At 73.7% G+C, this 17,056-nt stretch carries 16 protein-coding genes; 9 read left to right on the top strand and 7 right to left on the bottom strand.

Annotation, left to right across the window (positions count from 1 at the left end; genetic code table 11):
* Positions 1 to 30 precede the first annotated feature (30 nt).
* From AC07FK_RS25955 to AC07FK_RS25945, 3 genes are all read right to left on the bottom strand, one after another.
* Entirely contained in the window at positions 31 to 396 is a 366-nt protein-coding gene (locus AC07FK_RS25955) for a hypothetical protein (RefSeq protein ID WP_479107340.1), read from the bottom strand.
* Positions 397 to 529: 133 nt separating this feature from the next.
* Positions 530 to 1,420, bottom strand: coding sequence for a D-alanyl-D-alanine carboxypeptidase family protein (locus AC07FK_RS25950; RefSeq protein ID WP_479107339.1), 891 nt, complete (start codon positions 1,418 to 1,420; stop codon positions 530 to 532).
* 117 nt (positions 1,421 to 1,537) lie between these two features.
* Complete coding sequence (locus AC07FK_RS25945; RefSeq protein ID WP_479107338.1) at positions 1,538 to 3,124, bottom strand: hypothetical protein; 1,587 nt, start codon at positions 3,122 to 3,124, stop codon at positions 1,538 to 1,540.
* 198 nt (positions 3,125 to 3,322) lie between these two features.
* Here AC07FK_RS25945 and AC07FK_RS25940 point away from each other — a divergent pair, with 198 nt between their 5' ends.
* Positions 3,323 to 4,168, top strand: a complete 846-nt coding sequence (locus tag AC07FK_RS25940) for a class I SAM-dependent methyltransferase (protein ID WP_479107337.1) — start codon at positions 3,323 to 3,325, stop codon at positions 4,166 to 4,168.
* 68 nt (positions 4,169 to 4,236) lie between these two features.
* Here the strand turns inward: AC07FK_RS25940 and AC07FK_RS25935 are convergent, their stop codons facing one another.
* The gene (locus tag AC07FK_RS25935) at positions 4,237 to 5,088 is read right to left on the bottom strand and encodes a GNAT family N-acetyltransferase (RefSeq protein WP_479107336.1); all 852 of its coding nucleotides are present in this window, start codon (positions 5,086 to 5,088) and stop codon (positions 4,237 to 4,239) included.
* Between the two features lie 399 nt (positions 5,089 to 5,487).
* Positions 5,488 to 6,003, bottom strand: coding sequence for a hypothetical protein (locus AC07FK_RS25930; RefSeq protein WP_479107335.1), 516 nt, complete (start codon positions 6,001 to 6,003; stop codon positions 5,488 to 5,490).
* A gap of 282 nt (positions 6,004 to 6,285) precedes the next feature.
* Here AC07FK_RS25930 and AC07FK_RS25925 point away from each other — a divergent pair, with 282 nt between their 5' ends.
* Positions 6,286 to 7,593 (top strand): phytase, encoded by a 1,308-nt coding sequence (locus AC07FK_RS25925; protein WP_479107334.1) that lies wholly within the window; start codon positions 6,286 to 6,288, stop codon positions 7,591 to 7,593.
* Between the two features lie 167 nt (positions 7,594 to 7,760).
* On the top strand, positions 7,761 to 9,395 hold the full coding sequence (locus AC07FK_RS25920) for a sigma-70 family RNA polymerase sigma factor (RefSeq protein WP_479107333.1): 1,635 nt from the start codon (positions 7,761 to 7,763) through the stop codon (positions 9,393 to 9,395).
* A gap of 72 nt (positions 9,396 to 9,467) precedes the next feature.
* Here AC07FK_RS25920 and AC07FK_RS25915 read toward each other — a convergent pair whose 3' ends face one another.
* Positions 9,468 to 10,088: an L-threonylcarbamoyladenylate synthase gene (locus AC07FK_RS25915; protein ID WP_479107332.1), complete on the bottom strand. Its 621-nt coding sequence runs from the start codon at positions 10,086 to 10,088 to the stop codon at positions 9,468 to 9,470.
* Between the two features lie 248 nt (positions 10,089 to 10,336).
* Between AC07FK_RS25915 and AC07FK_RS25910 the strand changes: the two genes are divergently transcribed.
* Positions 10,337 to 11,191 carry a glycoside hydrolase family 19 protein gene (locus tag AC07FK_RS25910; protein WP_479107474.1) on the top strand — a complete coding sequence of 285 codons (855 nt, stop codon included), beginning with the start codon at positions 10,337 to 10,339 and terminating at the stop codon, positions 11,189 to 11,191.
* 86 nt (positions 11,192 to 11,277) lie between these two features.
* Here AC07FK_RS25910 and AC07FK_RS25905 read toward each other — a convergent pair whose 3' ends face one another.
* On the bottom strand, positions 11,278 to 12,525 hold the full coding sequence (locus AC07FK_RS25905; RefSeq protein ID WP_479107331.1) for a hypothetical protein: 1,248 nt from the start codon (positions 12,523 to 12,525) through the stop codon (positions 11,278 to 11,280).
* Positions 12,526 to 12,628: 103 nt separating this feature from the next.
* Here AC07FK_RS25905 and AC07FK_RS25900 point away from each other — a divergent pair, with 103 nt between their 5' ends.
* From AC07FK_RS25900 to amiA, 5 genes are all read left to right on the top strand, one after another.
* The gene (locus AC07FK_RS25900; protein ID WP_479107330.1) at positions 12,629 to 13,612 is read left to right on the top strand and encodes an ABC transporter substrate-binding protein; all 984 of its coding nucleotides are present in this window, start codon (positions 12,629 to 12,631) and stop codon (positions 13,610 to 13,612) included.
* A complete protein-coding gene (locus AC07FK_RS25895; protein ID WP_479107329.1) occupies positions 13,609 to 14,673 on the top strand; it encodes a FecCD family ABC transporter permease in 1,065 nt (354 codons plus the stop codon). The genes AC07FK_RS25900 and AC07FK_RS25895 overlap by 4 nt, the downstream gene beginning before the upstream one ends.
* Positions 14,670 to 15,743: a FecCD family ABC transporter permease gene (locus AC07FK_RS25890; RefSeq protein ID WP_479107328.1), complete on the top strand. Its 1,074-nt coding sequence runs from the start codon at positions 14,670 to 14,672 to the stop codon at positions 15,741 to 15,743. Before AC07FK_RS25895 ends, AC07FK_RS25890 begins: the two co-directional genes overlap by 4 nt.
* A gap of 73 nt (positions 15,744 to 15,816) precedes the next feature.
* Positions 15,817 to 16,722, top strand: a complete 906-nt coding sequence (locus AC07FK_RS25885) for an ABC transporter ATP-binding protein (protein WP_479107327.1) — start codon at positions 15,817 to 15,819, stop codon at positions 16,720 to 16,722.
* 58 nt (positions 16,723 to 16,780) lie between these two features.
* On the top strand, positions 16,781 to 16,927 hold the full coding sequence (gene amiA / locus AC07FK_RS25880; protein WP_479107326.1) for a streptamidine family RiPP: 147 nt from the start codon (positions 16,781 to 16,783) through the stop codon (positions 16,925 to 16,927).
* Positions 16,928 to 17,056 lie beyond the last annotated feature (129 nt).

Here is a 17,056-nt window from a genome sequence, read left to right as displayed (position 1 = left end):
GCGCGCCCGACGGGGGAGACCGCCGCCCGGTCACAGGCGTCGCAGCAGTCTGCGCAGGCGCCTCAGGGTGCGCGGTGGCCCGGCGGCCGGCGACAGGTGCGACGCCGCCCGGCCGTCCGTGGGCCACAGGGGCACCTGCGGCATGAGGATGCGTGCGCCGTCCACCTCCATCGCGCAGAACAGCTCGCCGCCCATGTCCTCCAGGAAGATGCGGAAGGGCCGGGGCGGCTCCTCGGGCAGCTCCGCGCTCAGGATCGTGACGCCCTTGACGCGCCCCTGCTCGTAGGCGACGACCTTGCCGTCCACGAGGAGCTCGATGCCCTCGGCGGGCCGCCCGGCCCGGACGGTGACCGAATGCCCGTTCCGGTCGAGGTGGAAGCGGTGGTCACGGGCCATGTCGAACCCTCCAGACGGTGCGCGGCGTCCTGTCTCCAGAGTACGCAGCGCTTCCCGGACCGGGCACGGCGGAGGGCTTGCGGGCTTGCCTCCAGGGGGCCCGGGGCCGTCCCTCCGCCGTCAGGCTCTCCGGCTACTTCTTGAAGCCGTAGTCCATCGTCTTCCTCGCGTCCGCCGCGCGGTTGGCCTGCGACGAGGAGGCGAGGACCGTGCCGATGACCGTCCTGCCGCCCCGGGTGGCGGCATAGACCAGGCAGTACTTGGCCTCCGGGCCCGAGCCGGTCTTGATGCCGAGGGCGCCCGCGTAGGTGCCGAGCAGGGGATTGGTGTTGGTCCAGGACATGTAGCGGTAACCGTTGTTCCGCGTGGTGACCTTCTGCCTGGTCGACTTCGTCTTCACCACGGTGCGGAACAGCGGGTACTTCATCGCGTTGCCGGCGAGCTTCGTCAGGTCGCGCGGCGTCGAGTAGTTCGCCTTGTTCCCGATGCCGTCGAACGAATCGAAGTGCGTGTTGCGCATACCGAGGGACCTGGCGGTCGAGTTCATCTTCCCGATGAAGGACTGCACCCGTTTCGCCCGCGTCGGCCCGCTGCCGAACCGGTCGGCCAGCGCGTACGCCGCGTCGCAGCCGGACGGGAGCATGAGCCCGTACAACAACTGGCGCACGGTGACCTTGTCACCGACGATCAGACGCGCCGACGAGGCGGTCTTCGCGACGATGTAGTCGCTGTACGCCTTCTGGACCGTGACTTTGGAATCCAGGTCGAGGTTCCGCTGGGCGAGCACCACCCGGGCCGTCATGATCTTGGCGGTGGACCCGGTGGGCAGACGTTTGTCGGCGGACTTGGCGAACAGCGTCCGGCCCGTCGCGTCGTTCATCACGAAGCCGCCCCGGGCGGCGATCGTGGGCGGCTTGAGCGTGTCGGCCCGGGCGGCGGCGGCGAACGGCCCGGCCGTCAGGACGGCTCCGGCCGTGACCGCCACTGCCGCGACGCGCAGAACGGCCTGGATGTCGGTGGTCAAAGTACGTACTCCAAACGCCCACGGGGGGGCGGCCAGGTGGGAAATCCGGTCGCTCGTACAACGGCCGGGACCCGGCAATGGATGTGTACCGCACCCCGCGCGCGCCACGGCCCGCGCTCAGGGACGCGGACCCGGCACCCTCGGGACCGGCCACGCGTCGCGCGTGACGCCGACCGGCCGCGGCTGCGGCTCCGTCGGCCGGGAGCCCGGCATGTACGCCCGCAGGCCCGTCCGGCGCCCCAGGTCGGGTAGCGGGTACGGGCGCCACCCCCGGGCGTAGGCGGGGGGACGGCCGCCGGCCGAGACCAGGACCGCGACGGGCCGGCGCAGCGCCGTGGCGGCCAGGGCGGCCGGGGTGGTGCTCCCGTCGTGACCACCGGGCTGGCGGGACGCGCACCCCGTGCGGAACGCGACCCGGACCGCCTCCTCGCCGCTGATCACGCACGGCGGACGCACCCCCTGGGCCCGCAGGAGCGCCGCGATCCGGGTCAGGTCCCCGGTGTCGCGCCGTACCCGGTCCGCCACCGAGTCGAGCACGGCGTACTGGACCGCCAGATGGGCGACCAGGGCCACGGCGACGCAGACGGTCGCGGTACGCCGCCACCGCGCCCGGGGGCCGCAGGCCCGGACGAGGAACTGCGCCACCGGCAGGGCCAGCAGCGCGTACGCCGGAAGGAGGAAGCGCGGTGCCGCGTACCCGACGGTGAACAGGTACGGCGCCGCGAGCGCCACCCCCACCCAGGTGGCCAGGACGACCGACCCGCGACGCCCCTCGCGGACGCCGGCGTGCACGCCGCCCGCCACGAACAGCGGCAGCGCGAAGAACCAGAAGGCGGACGGAGCGTTGCGCCAGGGCACGTCGCAGGGCCGGCACAGCGCCCGGCCGCCCAGGGCGCGCACATGGTCGTCGACGGCGAAGTACCAGCCCAGGTGGCCCTGGATCTCGCTGGCCCGGCGCAACCGGGCGGTGAGACCGCCGTAGTGGACGTACGCCTCCGCCACCCACTCGGCGCAACCGAGCGCCACGCCCCCGGCCGCCACCACGACCAGCAGGCCCCGGCGGCGCGCCCGCGGGGTCACCAGGGCCGCCAGCACGAGCGCCGCGGCCAGCCACGCCCCGTCGGCCGGCCGCATGAGCGCGGCGAACGCGATCCCCACGCCCATGCCGATCAGGGCCCCGCGGTCGCCGGAATCCCGCACGGCCCGCAGGAAGCACCCGGCGGCGGCGAGGGACCCGTACGCGACCCAGAGGTTGGGCATCGCCTGCGACGCGTAGAACAGCGTCACCCACAGGCTCGCGAACAGCGCCCCGGCGACCGCGAGCACCGAGGTGGGCAGCAGCCGCCGCCACACCCACAGCGCGAGGAACAGGCCCGCCCCGGCCAGTACGGCCAGGTACAGGCGCAGCACCCCGACCTCGGTGGTCAGTGCCGTGACCGGCGCGACGAGGTACGTGATGCCCCGGGCCCGGGGCGCACTGAAGAACGCCGCCGGGGCCTGCGGGCTCACCTGACTGACGTACACGGTCTCGTCCCAGCCGAGTCCCAGACCTGGTGCGACCAGCGCGAGGTGGACCAGGGCGAAGGCGGCGGCGACGGCGAGCAGGGGGAGCGGCCGCGCCGTCCCACCCCAGGTGTAGCGGCGCTCGCGCCCGCCCAGCGGCAGCCGGACCGGCGTGCCTGTGACGAAGCGTGTCTCGTACATGTGGTGGCCTCGCTCGGGCGTACGGCGGGCGGCGGTTCCCCGGCCCTGTCCCCCTCACGCTGCGGGCCGTCCGGCCGGGGCCACCACGCGGGGGAGGCACTCGGCGCAGCCGTTCTCCCGAACGAGTGAGGCGGCGCGGTCCGGCGCCCGTGGTTAGCATGCGACGGGGGCAGGACCGTCGATGGCACGGAGGCCGTCATGAACCGGACACCCGCGTCGCGTCTGTCGGCGAACCGTTCGCGTCTCGCCCACCAGGCGCGGTACGCGCTCAGGCATCCGGAGCGCGTGGTGCCCCATCTGCGCCGGGCGGGGCGGGACGCCCTGCTGCGGCTGCGGCACCGGGGCGACCATGTCGCCTACTACCGGGCGGTGATGGCGTCCGACACCGCGCGCAGCCCGGAGGCCGCCGTCGGCGGCGGGCCCTCCCACGACCGCTGGCTGGCCATCGGGCAGATGCAGTACGACTACCTGGTGGAGCACGGTCTGAAGCCGCAGGACCGGATGCTGGAGATCGGCTGCGGCAACCTGCGCGCGGGGTGGCGGTTCATCGCGTACCTGGAGCCGGGCCACTACTACGGGATCGACATCTCGCCGGACATCCTCGTCGAGGCCAAGAAGACGCTGGTCGGGTACGGGCTCCAGGCGAAGCTCCCGTACCTGACGCCCGTCGAGGACCTGAAACTGGAGTTCCTTCCCGACGGCTGGTTCACGGTGGTGCACGCCCACAGCGTCTTCTCGCACTCCCCGCCGCAGGTCATCGACGAGTGCCTGGCGCACGTCGGGCGGGTGCTGGCTCCCGGAGGCTTCTTCGACTTCACCTTCGACCGCACCGAAGGGGCCGAACACCACGTGCTGCGCGAGGACTTCTACTACCGCACGCAGACGCTGGTCCGGCTGGCGGCGAAGCACGGCCTCGACGCCCGCTTCATGGACGACTGGGAGCGGCTGCCGCACGGCCAGTCCAAGCTCCGGATCACGCACGCCGGAACCGGCCGGCCGGCCGCCCGGCCCCTGGGGGCCGACGCGCCGGCGGCCGAACTCTGACGGGGTGACCGCCGGAGCCCGGAGCCGCGCCGCGCGAGGCGCTGTGCGCGGGCCCGGCGGGCGCGGGCCTACTGCCCCCGGGCGGGCTGGTCGGCGATCAGCAGGGTGGTGCCCGCCGGGCGGAAGCCGAGGCGGGCGTAGATGCGGGCGACGGCCTCCTGCGCGTAGGCGAGGAAAACGGTGTGCACGCCGTGGGCCCGGGCGTGGGCGGCCAGCTCCGTCATGAGGGCCGCCCCCAGCCCTTGGCGGCGGGCGGTGGGGAGGGTGCCTATGCCGCCGATCTCGGTGACGCCGTCCGACGGGTGGTAGTGGCCGGCGGCCAGCGGGGTGCCGTCCGGGGCGAAGGCGGCGACGAGCGTCTTGTGCCCGGCGTACAGCGAGGGGCGGACCGTGGCGACCGTGCCGTCGTCCGTGAGTTCCGCGGCTGCCGCCGCCAGCTCCGCGCGGCCCGCCGCGCCGACCGCCGTGCCCCCGGCGGCGAAGGCCACCCGGGGCAGGGCGAGTACGGCGGGCAGGGCGGGGTCGTCGGCGCCGACGGCGCGCAGGGTGACGCCCGGGGGCAGGGACGGCGACGGCAGCGGAGAGTCCGGGTCCAGGACCATGAGCGGGCGCCGCGCCACCGGCAGGCCCGCCGCCTCGACCACGGACCGCAGGGACGGCGTCACCTCGGCGAGCCACTCGAAGGACTCGGGCACGCCCAGTTCCCGCTGCCGGGCACGCACCCGGGCCAGGTCGGCGGGGGTCACGGCAGCCCCGTCGGCGGCGGCGGGGCGGGCGTGGGACGGGCCCCCGTAGTACGGCGCGCCCGGCTCCTTCCGTACGAAGAGGCGCAAGGTGCCGAACTCCTCCGCGTCGGCGAACAGCAGGGGCACGGTGGCGTAGAACCGCTCGACGCGGTCCCGCAGGGACGACTCGCTCATGCGGTCATCCCATCACCCGCCCGGAAGAGGCCGGTGCGGCACCGGGTCAGGCGGGGAGCTCACGCCATGGATTGCCGCTTCGAGCAGGTCAGACAGGTGGGAGCGCCGCCCGCCGCGGTGGCGTGCCGGCCGGGAACCGTGGAAACGCGTCAGGAGAAACGGTGTGCGTCGACGGTTCTAGCGACCGGCGGCACAGATGGCGCTGGCATGACGTCGCAGATCGACGTGCAGGCGATCGGCGAGGTTCTCGGACTGGTTCACACGCAAGAGGCTGGCAGCGAGAACCGGCCAGGTCAACGGTTCTTCCCGAGGCGTCTCACCTGGCGAATGTCCTGCCACACCCGTGAAACAGCGCGTTCATCAACCCCCGGCGCGGGTACCTCGCGCCGCCCGTCCGGCTCACTTGCTCAGTGTGTTCGCCGCGATGATGAACAGGCCGAACAGCATGTCCACGCAGCCCGCTCGGCAGGCGGCGGCCCAGCCGCGGCCGGCCACGCGGGTGGCCCACAGACCCCAGCCGAACAGCGCCACGGTGTTGACCGCCAGCGCCGCCGCGAGGGCGGAGCTCTCGCTCCACCAGCCCGCCTGCGAGCTGAGCAGCACCGCGACGGTGGGGAGTACGGCGACCATCAGCGGCCACTCCGCCAGGACGGACCGCAGCGTGCTGGTCACCGCCGGATCGTGGGCCACCCGGTGGGCGAGGGCGTGGGCGTACCCGTGCGACGCGGCGGCGGCCAGGGCGGCGACGAGGACCCATGCGGCGTCGTACCCCGGGTTGGGCGGGCCGCTGTCGTTCTCCAGAGCGGCGGCCAGCGCACTGGCGAGCACCGTTCCGTACACGCCGCCGAACAGCAGTCGTTGCAGGGGTTCCGCGCGGCGGGGCGGGCGCGGACGATGGGCAGGGGTTGCTGACACAGTGCCATCTCTCACGTGAAGAAGGTGCATATCACCCGAAGAGGTCTACCAGTTCGGGGCCGGTCACCTCCCGCGACGAGCCGACGAGCCGGCAGTCGGCGAGCGGAACGGTCCACGCGCCGACGCCTCCACACCCCGATCCGTCGGTCGTCCGGCCGACGGCAACGCCCCGGTGAGTTAACGGCCCGCACACGCCCGCCCCCCACGCCGTACGGCCGGCGGCCATCCGGAGGCGGGATACTCGCGACGCAATCGCCATGTACCCGACAGTAGGGAACCTTCGTGACCACGAACCGTCCCGCCCGCACGGCTGCCCTGGTAGGGGGCACGGCGTTGGTGCTGATCGCCGCACTCGCACCCGCCCGGGCCGGCGCGCACGCCACCGAGCCGCTGCCCGCCGTGACCGCCCGCGTGGAGACGCCCACGCTGTACGACGACGAGGCGGGCGGCAGCGCCAACGCGGACGACCCGGCGATCTGGCGCAATCCCGCGGACCCTGACAGGAGTCTGGTGATCGCCACCGCCAAGGAGGGCGGCCTGCGGGTGTACGACCTCGACGCCCGCCAGGTGCAGTCGATACCCGCGCCCGCCGCGCCCGGCCCCGACGCCGCGCCGGGCCGGTTCAACAACGTCGACCTCGTCCACGGCCTGCGGCTGCCGGCCGGGCGCGCCGACCTGGCCGTGACCAGCGACCGTGGTCACGACAAGTTGCGGATCCACCGCATCGACCGCGACCGCCCGGGCGGGCCGCTCGTCGACGTCACCGACCCCGCCGCTCCCCGCGTCTTCTCGGCCGGCCAGGACGAGGTGAACGGCCAGCAGACGGCGTACGGCCTGGCGACCTGGACGGACGCGGCGAGCGGCCGCTCGTACGCCCTGGTCAGCCGCCGCAACCGCACCACTGTCGCCCTGCTGGAACTCGTCGCCACCCCTGGCAGCACGGTCACCTACCGCAAGATCCGCACCCTCACCCTGCCGTCCGCGTTCCGCCTCCCCGACGGCACCTCGTGGACGCCGTGTGCCGAACCGGGCGAACTGCCCCAGGTGGAGGGCATGGTGGTGGACCCGGCCAACGGCGTCCTCTACGCCGGCCAGGAGGACGTCGGCATCTGGCGCGTGCGCGCCGATCTGACGGGGTCCCCGAAGCTCGTCGACACGGTCCGCGAGTACGGCGTCCCGGGCGTGTACGACGAGGAGACCGAGGAGTGCGCCCCCGGCGCGGACCCCGGCTTCGGCGGCTCGCGTCTGGCGGCCGACGTCGAGGGACTGACACTGCTCACGGAGCCCGACGGCGACGGGTACCTGCTCGCCTCCAGCCAGGGTGACGACACGTTCGCCCTGTACGACCGGGAGCCGGCGGACGACAACGAGTACGAGGGCGGCTTCCGCGTCACTGCCGGCCGGGCCCTCGACGGCTCCGAGGAGTGCGACGGCGCGGCGGTTCTCAACGCTCCCCTCGGCAGCAGGTACCCGCGCGGCCTGCTCGTCGTACAGGACGGGTACGACACCCCGTCGGTCCCCGAGGGGCGCGAGGCGACCGGCTTCAAGTTCGTGGACCTCGGCCGGGTCCTGGACCGCGTCGACGACTGACCGCAGGCCCGGGCTCGCCTCCCCGGTTCCGGGGCGCGGGAGGCGGGGCCCGGTGGGTCGCCACGAAATCCGTCTGCTTTTCTGTTATCCGCTGCCGGCCACCCGGTCTCCCAGGTGTCGGACAGAACAGACGAGCAGCGGGCGCAGCCCGAGGAAGTGAGCCGAGTGTGGGCAGCGAACGCGAAGCCGCGATGGTCCGGGCGGCGCAGGGCGGCGACCAGCGGGCGCAGGACGAGCTGGTCACCGCGTACCTGCCACTCGTCTACAACATCGCGGGCCGGGCGCTGAGCGGGCATGCCGATGTCGACGACGTGGTGCAGGAGACGCTGATCCGCGCGCTGGGCGGCCTGGGCTCGCTCCGCGATCCGGGGAGCTTCCGGTCCTGGCTGGTGGCCATCACGATGAACCAGATACGCGACCGCTGGCAGGCCCGCCGGGCGGACCGGGCCGGCGGCGAGCTGGAGGAGGCCCACGACGTGGCCGATCCCGGCGCGGACTTCGTCGACCTGACGATCGTGCGTCTGGGGCTTTCGGGGCAGCGCAGGGAGGTCGCGGAGGCGACCCGCTGGCTCGACGCGGACGACAGGGCCCTGCTGTCGCTGTGGTGGCTGGAGGCGGCCGGTGAGCTGACCAGGGCCGAGGTGGCCGCCGCGATGGAACTCTCGCCCCAGCACACGGCGGTGCGGGTGCAGCGGATGAAGGCGCAGCTGGAGACCGCGCGCGTGGTCGTGCGCGCCCTGGCGGCGGCGCCGCGCTGCGTCCTGCTCGAGGACGCCCTGGCCGCGTGGGACGGAGCGCCGTCCACACTCTGGCGCAAACGGCTGGCGCGCCACGCCCGCGACTGCACGATCTGCTCCGGCTACGGCGCGGAACTGGTGCCGGCGGAGAAGCTCCTGGTCGGTCTGGGGCTGATTCCGGTGAGCGCCGCGCTGGCAGGGGCGGTCCTCTCGGGCGAGCACCACACCGTCGGCCTCGCCGCCGCGCACGGCGACGCCCTCTTCCGGGGCGACGCGCCCGCCCCGCTCGTGTCCACCGGACGCCGACAGGAGCGGCACAGCCGGCGGATGCGCCGGCGCCGCGCGGTCGCGGCCTCGGCCGCCGTACTCCTGGTGGGCGGCGGGGGGTACACCGCCCTGACGCTCCTGAGCCCGGGTGAGGGGAGCGAGGCGACCCGTTCGCGAGCGGCGGCCGGGGCGGCCCTGCCGCCTCTGGCGGCCTCGAAGCCGCCGGCCACACCCACTTCGGCGGCGCCCACCTCGCGCTCCGCTTCCCCCTCCGCCTCGGCCTCACCGGTCAAGAAGGCCAAGAAGAAGGCGAAGGCGACCCCCCGCCCGACCCCGACCAGAACCACCGCCAGGGCGACCCCGCGCCCCGCCGCGCCGAAGCCCAGCGCCCCCGCCCCGTCGGCGCCGAGCTCCTCGTCGTTCGCCCAGCAGGTCACCGCCCTGGTCAACGCCGAACGCGGCAAGAACGGCTGCGGACCGGTCAGCGGGAACAGCCGCCTGGACACGGCGGCCCAGCGCCACTCCGCGGACATGGCCGCCCGTGACTACTTCGACCACACCAACCCCGACGGCGACGGCCCCGGCGAGCGTGTGACGGCCGCCGGCTACGCGTGGAGCACGTACGGCGAAAACATCGCCATGGGCCAGCGGACCCCCGCCGAGGTGATGGAGTCCTGGATGAACAGCTCCGGCCACCGCGCCAACATACTGAACTGCTCCTTCAAGGAGATCGGCGTAGGAAAGCACGACGGGGCGGGCGGCCCCTGGTGGACGCAGGTCTTCGGCGCATCGCGCTGACCGGGCTCCCGGGGGGCGGCCGCCGAGCCGCGCGGGCGGCGCCTCGTGCCGCTCCGCACGGCCCGCTCGCCGTTACTCGAAGCGCGCGGTGTCGCCGGCTCCCCGGCGGACGATCTCGGCCTCGCCGCTGGAGAAGTCGATGACCGTGGTCGGCTCGGTGCCGCAGTCGCCCGAGTCGACCACGGCGTCCACCACGTGGTCGAGCCGTTCCTTGATCTCCCAGCCCTGCGTCAGCGGCTCCTCCTCGTCGGGCAGGAGCAGGGTGCTGGAGAGCAGCGGTTCGCCGAGGTCGGCGAGCAGGGCCTGGGTGACGGCGTGGTCGGGGATGCGTACGCCGACGGTCTTCTTCTTCTGGTGCAGCAGCTGGCGGGGCACCTCCTTCGTCGCGGGGAGGATGAAGGTGTAGCTGCCGGGGGTCGCCGCCTTGATGGCGCGGAACACGTCGTTGTCGACGTGCACGAACTGGCCCAGTTGCGCGAAGTCCTGGCACACCAGGGTGAAGTGGTGCCGGTCGTCGAGGTTGCGGATCGACCGGATCCTGCTGAGGCCGTCCCGGTTGCCCAGCTGGCATCCCAGGGCGTAACAGGAGTCCGTCGGGTAGGCGACGAGGGCGCCCGAGCGGATGCTGTCGGCCACCGTGCTGATGGTGCGCCGCTGGGGATTGTCCGGGTGTACGTCAAAATACTTCGCCATCCGGCGAGCGTACGCGATCGGACCACCGCGTTCCGGCGGCCGGGTCCGGACACCGCCGCCGCGCCGGGGAGGCGCACTTCGCATTGGTCTATACCTTGACTTGATCATGACATCGCGCTTGAGTGTGGGCAGCCCCCCACCACGGCCACCGCCGGACGCCAAGTGCCGCCCGCGGTCGGGCCGTTGCGCACAGAAGGAGTGACCGAGTGCTGAGAACACGCCTCACCGCCCTGCTGGCAAGTTTCCTCATGGCCGCCGGCCTCGTCGCGACACTGACGCCCCCGGTGTCGGCGGCGCCCGCCGCGACCGTCTGCGACGCCGCTCCGAACTGGCAGCAGGGCGCCTGGTACACGACTGGCAACGTTGTCAGGTACAACGGCGCGTACTACATCGCGGAGCACGACAACCCGGGCTACGACCCGACGATCAGCACCTGGTACTGGAACCCGCACACCTGCGGCGGTGGCGGCACCCCGTCCCCGTCCGGCTTCGTGGTCAGCGAGTCGCAGTTCAACCAGATGTTCCCGAACCGGAATTCCTTCTACACCTACAGCGGTCTCACCGCCGCCCTGAGCGCCTATCCCGGCTTCGCCAACACCGGCAGCGACACGGTGAAGAAGCAGGAGGCCGCGGCCTTCCTCGCCAACGTCAGTCACGAGACCGGCGGTCTGGTCCACGTCGTGGAGCAGAACCAGGCCAACTACCCCCACTACTGCGACGGGAGCCGGCCGTACGGCTGCCCGGCCGGTCAGGCCGCCTACTACGGGCGCGGCCCCATCCAGCTCAGCTGGAACTTCAACTACAAGGCCGCCGGCGACGCTCTCGGCATCGACCTGCTGGGCAACCCGTGGCGTGTCCAGAACGAAGCGCCCGTGGCCTGGAAGACGGGCCTGTGGTACTGGAACACGCAGAACGGCCCCGGCACGATGACCGGGCACAACGCCATGGTCGACCAGGCCGGTTTCGGGCACACGATCCGCTCGATCAACGGCTCCCTCGAATGTGACGGCAGGAACCCGGCGCAGGTCCAGAGCCGCGTCACCAAGTACCAGCAGTTCACCCAGATCCTCGGTGTCCCCACCGGCTCGAACCTCTACTGCTGAGCCGGGCAGCCCCTGAACGGGCCGCGGACCGGGGAGGTGTCGTCCTCCGGTCCGCGGCCACTCCATGTGCGGCTGCCCCCGGCCGGTCAGCGGCCCACCGGGTCCATGAAGGCGGCGTCGCCGGGCGTGACGAGCGCCAGGTGGCCGCCCTCGTCGAGCGGCGTCGGCAGGGTGACGAGCGCCGTCTGCCGGGCCGTGGCGGCCTCGAAGACGTGGACCTCTCCGTGGCCGCCGCGTGAGACCGCGACGAGCCCGGCGCCCGGGGAGGCGGCCACGGCCCGGCGCTGGACGCCGTCCCACGGGGTGCCGCCCCGGCGGGGCGCCCCCGCCATGGGCGGCAACGGCAGGCGCCCCGAGACCCTCGGGTCCGCCGACTCCGTGGAGACGAGGACCAGTTCGTCACCGTCGGGGTGGACGCGGGCGAAGGCGACGTGGCCGGCCGCCACCGCCAGGCGGAAGACCAGGCCCGGGCCCAGTTCGAGACGGCCGCCCCGGCCCGTGTCGAGGTGGTGCCACCAGGCGTCGTTGGTCCAGTCCGGCCAGTCCTCGGGGGCGCTCGGGCCACCGCGCACGCAGGACCACAGGGTCCGGCGCGCGGCGTCCAGCCGCAGGTAGTAGCCGCGCCCGCCGGTGCGCCCGCCGGCCTCCCAGGGCAGCGTGTTCCCGGCGGTGAGCGCGCCGTCGTCCGCGCGGGCCCGGTGGACCCCCGATCCCGCGGCCGCGAACACCCAGCCGGTGAGCGGGTCGCAGGCGTCGCCGTGCCCGTCGTCGTCCGGCAGCGGCAGAGTGGAGCGCGGCTCGGCGGGCGGGCAGGAGGGTGCGGCCGCCATCAGGTCGGCGTGCCGGTACGCGGTGAGTTCACCGGGCTCGCGGTGGCGCAGTACGACGGCCGGATCGTCGGGGGAGCCGGTGAAGGTGACGCCCGGCTCGCCGGTACGGGTGCGGACGCGCACCGCGCCGGGGCCCCCTTCGGCCGCCAGGTCGACGGCCGTCAACTGGTCGCTCCACGCGGTCCAGTTGCGGCCCAAACCGGTGGTGACGGCGATCCGGCGGCCGGACCGGTCCGCCGCCAGGTGTTCCGCGGGCACGGCCACCGCAGTGTGCGACTCGACGACGGGGCGTCCCGACTCCGGGCCGTAGGGGTCGAGTACGAGCAGTTCGCCGGCCCGGTCGTCGACGAAAGCCGTGCGGTCGCGGGGGAGGGCGAGGAAGCCCGCGTGCTCCGCGAGGTGCCGCCCGTCGAGCCGCGCCGTCGTCCGCCCGTCCCGTATGTCCACAATGCTTATTTTTCCCGCTACTTGGTCGGCGACGATCAGGCGAGGTCCGAGGTTCATGGTCGACGTCTCCGGTGCTCGGGCGACTGGACAAGGGCTTGTTTGACAATGATTATCATCTTTAAAACTTGTTCCGCACACCGAGAAGAACAGAGGGCACGTCATGTCGCGCGCAGTGCGAAGGGTCCGCCGCTGGGCGGCGGCCGTCGTCATGGGAACGATGCTGGTCGGGTGCGGCGGCGGCGCGCAGGAGCCGGCGTCCGCGAAGGCCGGGACCGGCGATTCCGGTCCGAAGACCGGCGTGGACGTCCGCCCCGTGAAGGCCTCGACCACGATCACCGACGCCCAGGGCGTCACCGTCACCGTCAAGAAGCCGCCCCGGCGGGTCGTCTGCCTGGTCGCACTGTGCGACGACATGCTGGCGGAACTCGGCATGACCCCGGCGGCCACCAACTCCACGCTGCTCGCCCACCCCGAGTTCCTCGGCAAGGCGCGGGCGGCGAAGATCCCGGTGGTCCCGGGCGGCTTCCTCAGCCCCGAGGTCGAGGCCGTCCTCTCGCACGAACCGGACCTGGTGATCGGCCTGGAGGACACCCACGGAAAGCTCGCTCCCGCGCTGAAGGGAGCCACCGCCTTCTGGCCCGTACAGCCCTCCACCTGGGAGGACAGCGTCGGTTACCTGCGCGACCTGGCCGCGCTCACCGGACGTACGCGGCAGGCGGAGGCGGCCGAGAAGCGATTTCGGACCAAGCTGGCCCGGGCGGAGGAGCACAGGAGCGGCAAGACGTCCCTGATCATCTTCGGCAGTGACGAGAACTTCGGCGTCGCGACGCCGAAGAACGACGTGGCCGCCGGACTCTTCCCGAAAATCTCGTCGTACCCCTGGAAGGGGCGCGGCGTCGAAGGCAGTTACAGCATCGAGGAGATCCTCACCCGGGACGTCGACGTCCTCTTCGTCGAGACGATCTCCTTCGGCGCCCCGGACGGAAAGCTGTCCGAGAAGCTGGCCGAGAACCCGCTCTGGTCCCGGATCCCGGCCGTACGCGACGACAAGGTCGTCGAGGTGAACGCCGATGTCTGGGCCAAGGGGCGCGGCACGCGCTCGCTCGGCCTCGTCCTCGACGAGGCCACGGCCGCACTGCGGTGACACGCCGACTCGCAGGCGCCGCGGTCGTTCTGGTCGTGGCGGCCGGTGTCGCCCTGTGCGCGGGCACGCCGTACGTGGCTCCGCACCGGCTGCCCGCGGCACTGGGCGGCGGCGGCCTCGACGCCGTGATCCTCACCGAACTGAGACTCCCGCGGCTGGTCCTCGCACTGGCCGCCGGGGCATGCCTGGGCGCCGCGGGCCTGGTCCTCCAGGAGGCGCTGCGCAACCCCCTGGCCGTACCCGAGATGATCGGAGTGTCCTCGGGCGCCGCACTCGGCGTCGCCGCGCCGCTCGTGCTGGCGCTGTCGGTTCCCGCGGCCGTGACGCCGCTGCTCGCCCTGGGCGGAGCGGTCCTCGGCGGCGTACTGACGCTCGTGGCGGCGGGGTTCGGGCGCAGTCCGTCCGCCGTCCTGCTGACGGGGGCCGCCGTGTCGGCCGCGCTGCAAGCCGGTCTGCTGGTGCTGATGGTGCTCGCCGACCAACTGGACCTGCAACTCGTCTACCGTTATCTGCTGGGCAGTCTGTCCGCCCGCACCTGGGACGACGTGACCGGCCTCTGGCCGTGGCTGCTCGTCGCCGTCCCGGCCCTCGTCCTGTGCGCCCCGGTGCTCGGAGTGCTGCGCCTGGGCGACGACGACGCCCGCGCCATGGGAGTCCGGGTGCGGCGGGCGCGGCTGGGCGCGCTCGCCATCGCCGTCGTCCTGATCGCTCCGGTCGTCGCCGTCTGCGGGCCCGTCGCGTGGGTGGGGTTCCTCGCGCCGCAGCTCGCGCGGCGGCTGCGGCCGGAGGCGGACGCGACCACCTGGCTGCCCTGGTCGGCGGTCTGGGGCGCGCTGATCGTCCTGTGCGCCGACCAGCCGGCCCGCCTGGCGCTCGCGCCCGTCGAGACGCCGGTCGGCGCGTGGACCGCGCTGCTCGGCGTGCCCGTGGGCGTCGCGCTGCTGCGCATGAGGCGGCCGGCGGCCACCGCCCGGGCGGGCGCCTCGACGGCGGCCGGACCCCCGGGCAAGGCCCCGGAGGCGGCGCCGGGAGCGGAAGTCGCCGCGGGAGGCGGCCGATGAGCGCGCCGGGCGCCGTACGCGTACGGCGTGCCGGCCGGCCGCGCCGGCTCTCCCCGCCCGGCGCGGGGCCGAAGCTGGCACTGCTGCTGGTACTGGTGGCCCTCGCCGTCTGCGCCCAGACGCTCGTCGGACGCAGCCCGGGCGCGGGCGTGGTGTGGGACGTGCTGACCGGGGCGGGCGACCCGACCGCGCGGCACGTCGTCGTCCAACTGCGCGTGCCCAGGGCGCTCGTCGCCCTCGGCGCCGGGGCGAGCCTGGGGCTCGCCGGGCTGCTGCTCCAGTCGGCGCTGCGCAACCCCCTGGCGGGCCCCGAGGTCACGGGCGTCACGCCCGGGGCGGTCCTCGGCGCGGTGACGGCGACCGGACTGGGACTCGCGGGCTGGGAGTCCCCCACGGCGGTGGTCGTCGCGGCCTGCGCGGGCGGCTTCCTGGGCGCGGGGCTGCTGTGGCTGCTCGCCGGCCGGCAGAAGGGGGACCCCGAGCAGACCGCCGTGTACGGAGTGCTCGTCTCCGCCGTGCTCGCCGGACTCACCGCGGTGGTGCTGCTGGTGGCGCCGGGGGAGCTGGGCAGCGTGGTGCAGTGGCTGATCGGGTCCACCGAGGGGCGGGTCTGGGAGCACTGGTCGCTGCTGTGGCCGTGGGCCCTGTTCTGGGCCGTCGCCGCCTGCGCGCTGGCGGCGCCGCTGACGCTGCTGCGGTGCGGTGACGACCAGGCGACGGCGGCGGGGCTGGCGGTCGGCACGGCCCGCGGAGCCGCCCTCGTGTGCGCGGTCGCGCTCACGGCGGGCGCCGTATCGGCCGTGGGAGCACTGGGGTTCGTGGGGCTGCTGGTCCCGCATCTGGCCCTCGCGCTCTTCGGCGCCGATCTGCGCGCCACCCTCCCTGGGGCCGCGCTGACCGGTGCGCTCGTGGTGTGCGGGGCCGACGCGGCGGCGCAGGCGCTCTCCCGGCTGCTGGTCGAGGGACTGGACGCCGGGCGGCTGACCGTACCGGTCGGGGCGCTGACGACCTGTGTGGGAGCTGTCCTGCTCCTCGTCGTCGCGCGGCGGCAGGGGACCGGACGCGGATGAGACGGGCGGCAGTCGACACGCCGGCGGGCTCCCGCTCCGGCCGGACCACATCCACAGGCACTCAGGAGGAGACATGACCGCCGCACGCACGACGAACACCGCGCGGGCCGGGACAGGGCGGGCGGCCGGACCCGCGGCGGCCGAAGCGGCGCGCGCACCCGCGGCGATCGCGGTCGAGGCGGTGAGCTTCGGCTACCCGGGGCGGACCGTCCTGACGGACGTGGACCTGCGGGTCGAGCCGGGTGAACTCGTCGCGCTGATCGGACTCAACGGGTGCGGCAAGAGCACACTCCTGCGGCTCGCCGCCGGGCTGCTGCGCCCGTCGGCCGGCCGGGTCGTGCTGGAGGGCGACGACCTCGCGCACCTGTCCCGCCGGGCCACCGCGCGTCGCGTCGCCCTGCTGCACCAGTCGTCGCCCGGCGTTCCCGGCATGACGGTGCGCCAGCTGGTGAAGCAGGGGCGGTACGCGGCACGCGGCCCACTCGGCATGCTGCGGGACGGCGACGACGAGGTGTGCGCGCGGGCGCTCGCCGACGTGGGGGTGGCCGACTGGGCGGACCGCATGGTCGATTCCCTCTCGGGCGGCGAGCGCCAGCGAGTGCGGCTGGCGATGTCGCTGGCCCAGGACACCGGCGTACTGCTCCTCGACGAACCCACCACCTACCTCGATCTGCGGCATCAACTGGAGGTGCTGCAGACCGTGGTGAGGCTGCGTGAGGAGCGAAACCTGACCGTCGTGATGGTGCTGCACGACCTCGGGCACGCCGCGCGCTTCGCGGACCGCGTGGTGGCGCTGCGCGGCGGGCGCGTGGCGGCGGACGGGCCGCCGGACCGCGTCGTCACGCCCCGGCTGCTCGCCGACGTGCTGGGCGTCGCCGGGCGCATCGGCCGGGATCCGGAAGGGGGTTGGCCCGTGTGTTACCCAGATCACCCTCTGCCCGCCGAAGAGGTATTGCGAAACGATAATCATATTCATTAGTGTCTGTCGTGCGGCGCCGCCAGGCGGCCGTGATTCCCCGAGCGAATGGAGACTCCTCATGGAGCAGCACAAGGTGTTCAGCCCGATCGCCGAGCAGGGCCAGCTGGCGCACCTGTCGGCCACCCACTCCAACGCCCTCGTCGAGAACCCTTTCGATGACGTCGCGGCCGACGCGGCCGACCTCACCGTCGACGAGAGCAAGTAACGGCAACGGAGCGGGGCCGCCCCGTGGTTTGGGGGGGTCCTCCCCCCCCCTCCTTGACACCCCACCATTACCAGCCCAGCCCCCCCCCCCCCCCCAGAAACCCCCTTTTCCCCCCCTCCCCTCTTCTCC

It is taken from the genome of Streptomyces sp. NPDC046122, from assembly GCF_056429965.1.
The sequence above is the reverse complement of the archived record's forward strand: the minus strand, read 5'-3'. Positions and strand labels throughout refer to the sequence as shown.

Bases quoted from the DNA above. Each gene is read 5' to 3' on its own strand.
- AC07FK_RS25955 (WP_479107340.1), bottom strand. From the start codon at position 396: ATGGCCCGTGACCACCGCTTCCACCTCGACCGGAACGGGCATTCGGTC.
- AC07FK_RS25945 (WP_479107338.1), bottom strand. From the start codon at position 3,124: ATGTACGAGACACGCTTCGTCACAGGCACGCCGGTCCGGCTGCCGCTG.
- AC07FK_RS25940 (WP_479107337.1), top strand. From the start codon at position 3,323: ATGAACCGGACACCCGCGTCGCGTCTGTCGGCGAACCGTTCGCGTCTC.
- AC07FK_RS25935 (WP_479107336.1), bottom strand. From the start codon at position 5,088: ATGAGCGAGTCGTCCCTGCGGGACCGCGTCGAGCGGTTCTACGCCACC.
- AC07FK_RS25915 (WP_479107332.1), bottom strand. From the start codon at position 10,088: ATGGCGAAGTATTTTGACGTACACCCGGACAATCCCCAGCGGCGCACC.
- AC07FK_RS25910 (WP_479107474.1), top strand. From the start codon at position 10,337: ATGGCCGCCGGCCTCGTCGCGACACTGACGCCCCCGGTGTCGGCGGCG.
- AC07FK_RS25905 (WP_479107331.1), bottom strand. From the start codon at position 12,525: ATGAACCTCGGACCTCGCCTGATCGTCGCCGACCAAGTAGCGGGAAAA.
- AC07FK_RS25900 (WP_479107330.1), top strand. From the start codon at position 12,629: ATGTCGCGCGCAGTGCGAAGGGTCCGCCGCTGGGCGGCGGCCGTCGTC.
- AC07FK_RS25890 (WP_479107328.1), top strand. From the start codon at position 14,670: ATGAGCGCGCCGGGCGCCGTACGCGTACGGCGTGCCGGCCGGCCGCGC.
- AC07FK_RS25885 (WP_479107327.1), top strand. From the start codon at position 15,817: ATGACCGCCGCACGCACGACGAACACCGCGCGGGCCGGGACAGGGCGG.
- amiA (WP_479107326.1), top strand. From the start codon at position 16,781: ATGGAGCAGCACAAGGTGTTCAGCCCGATCGCCGAGCAGGGCCAGCTG.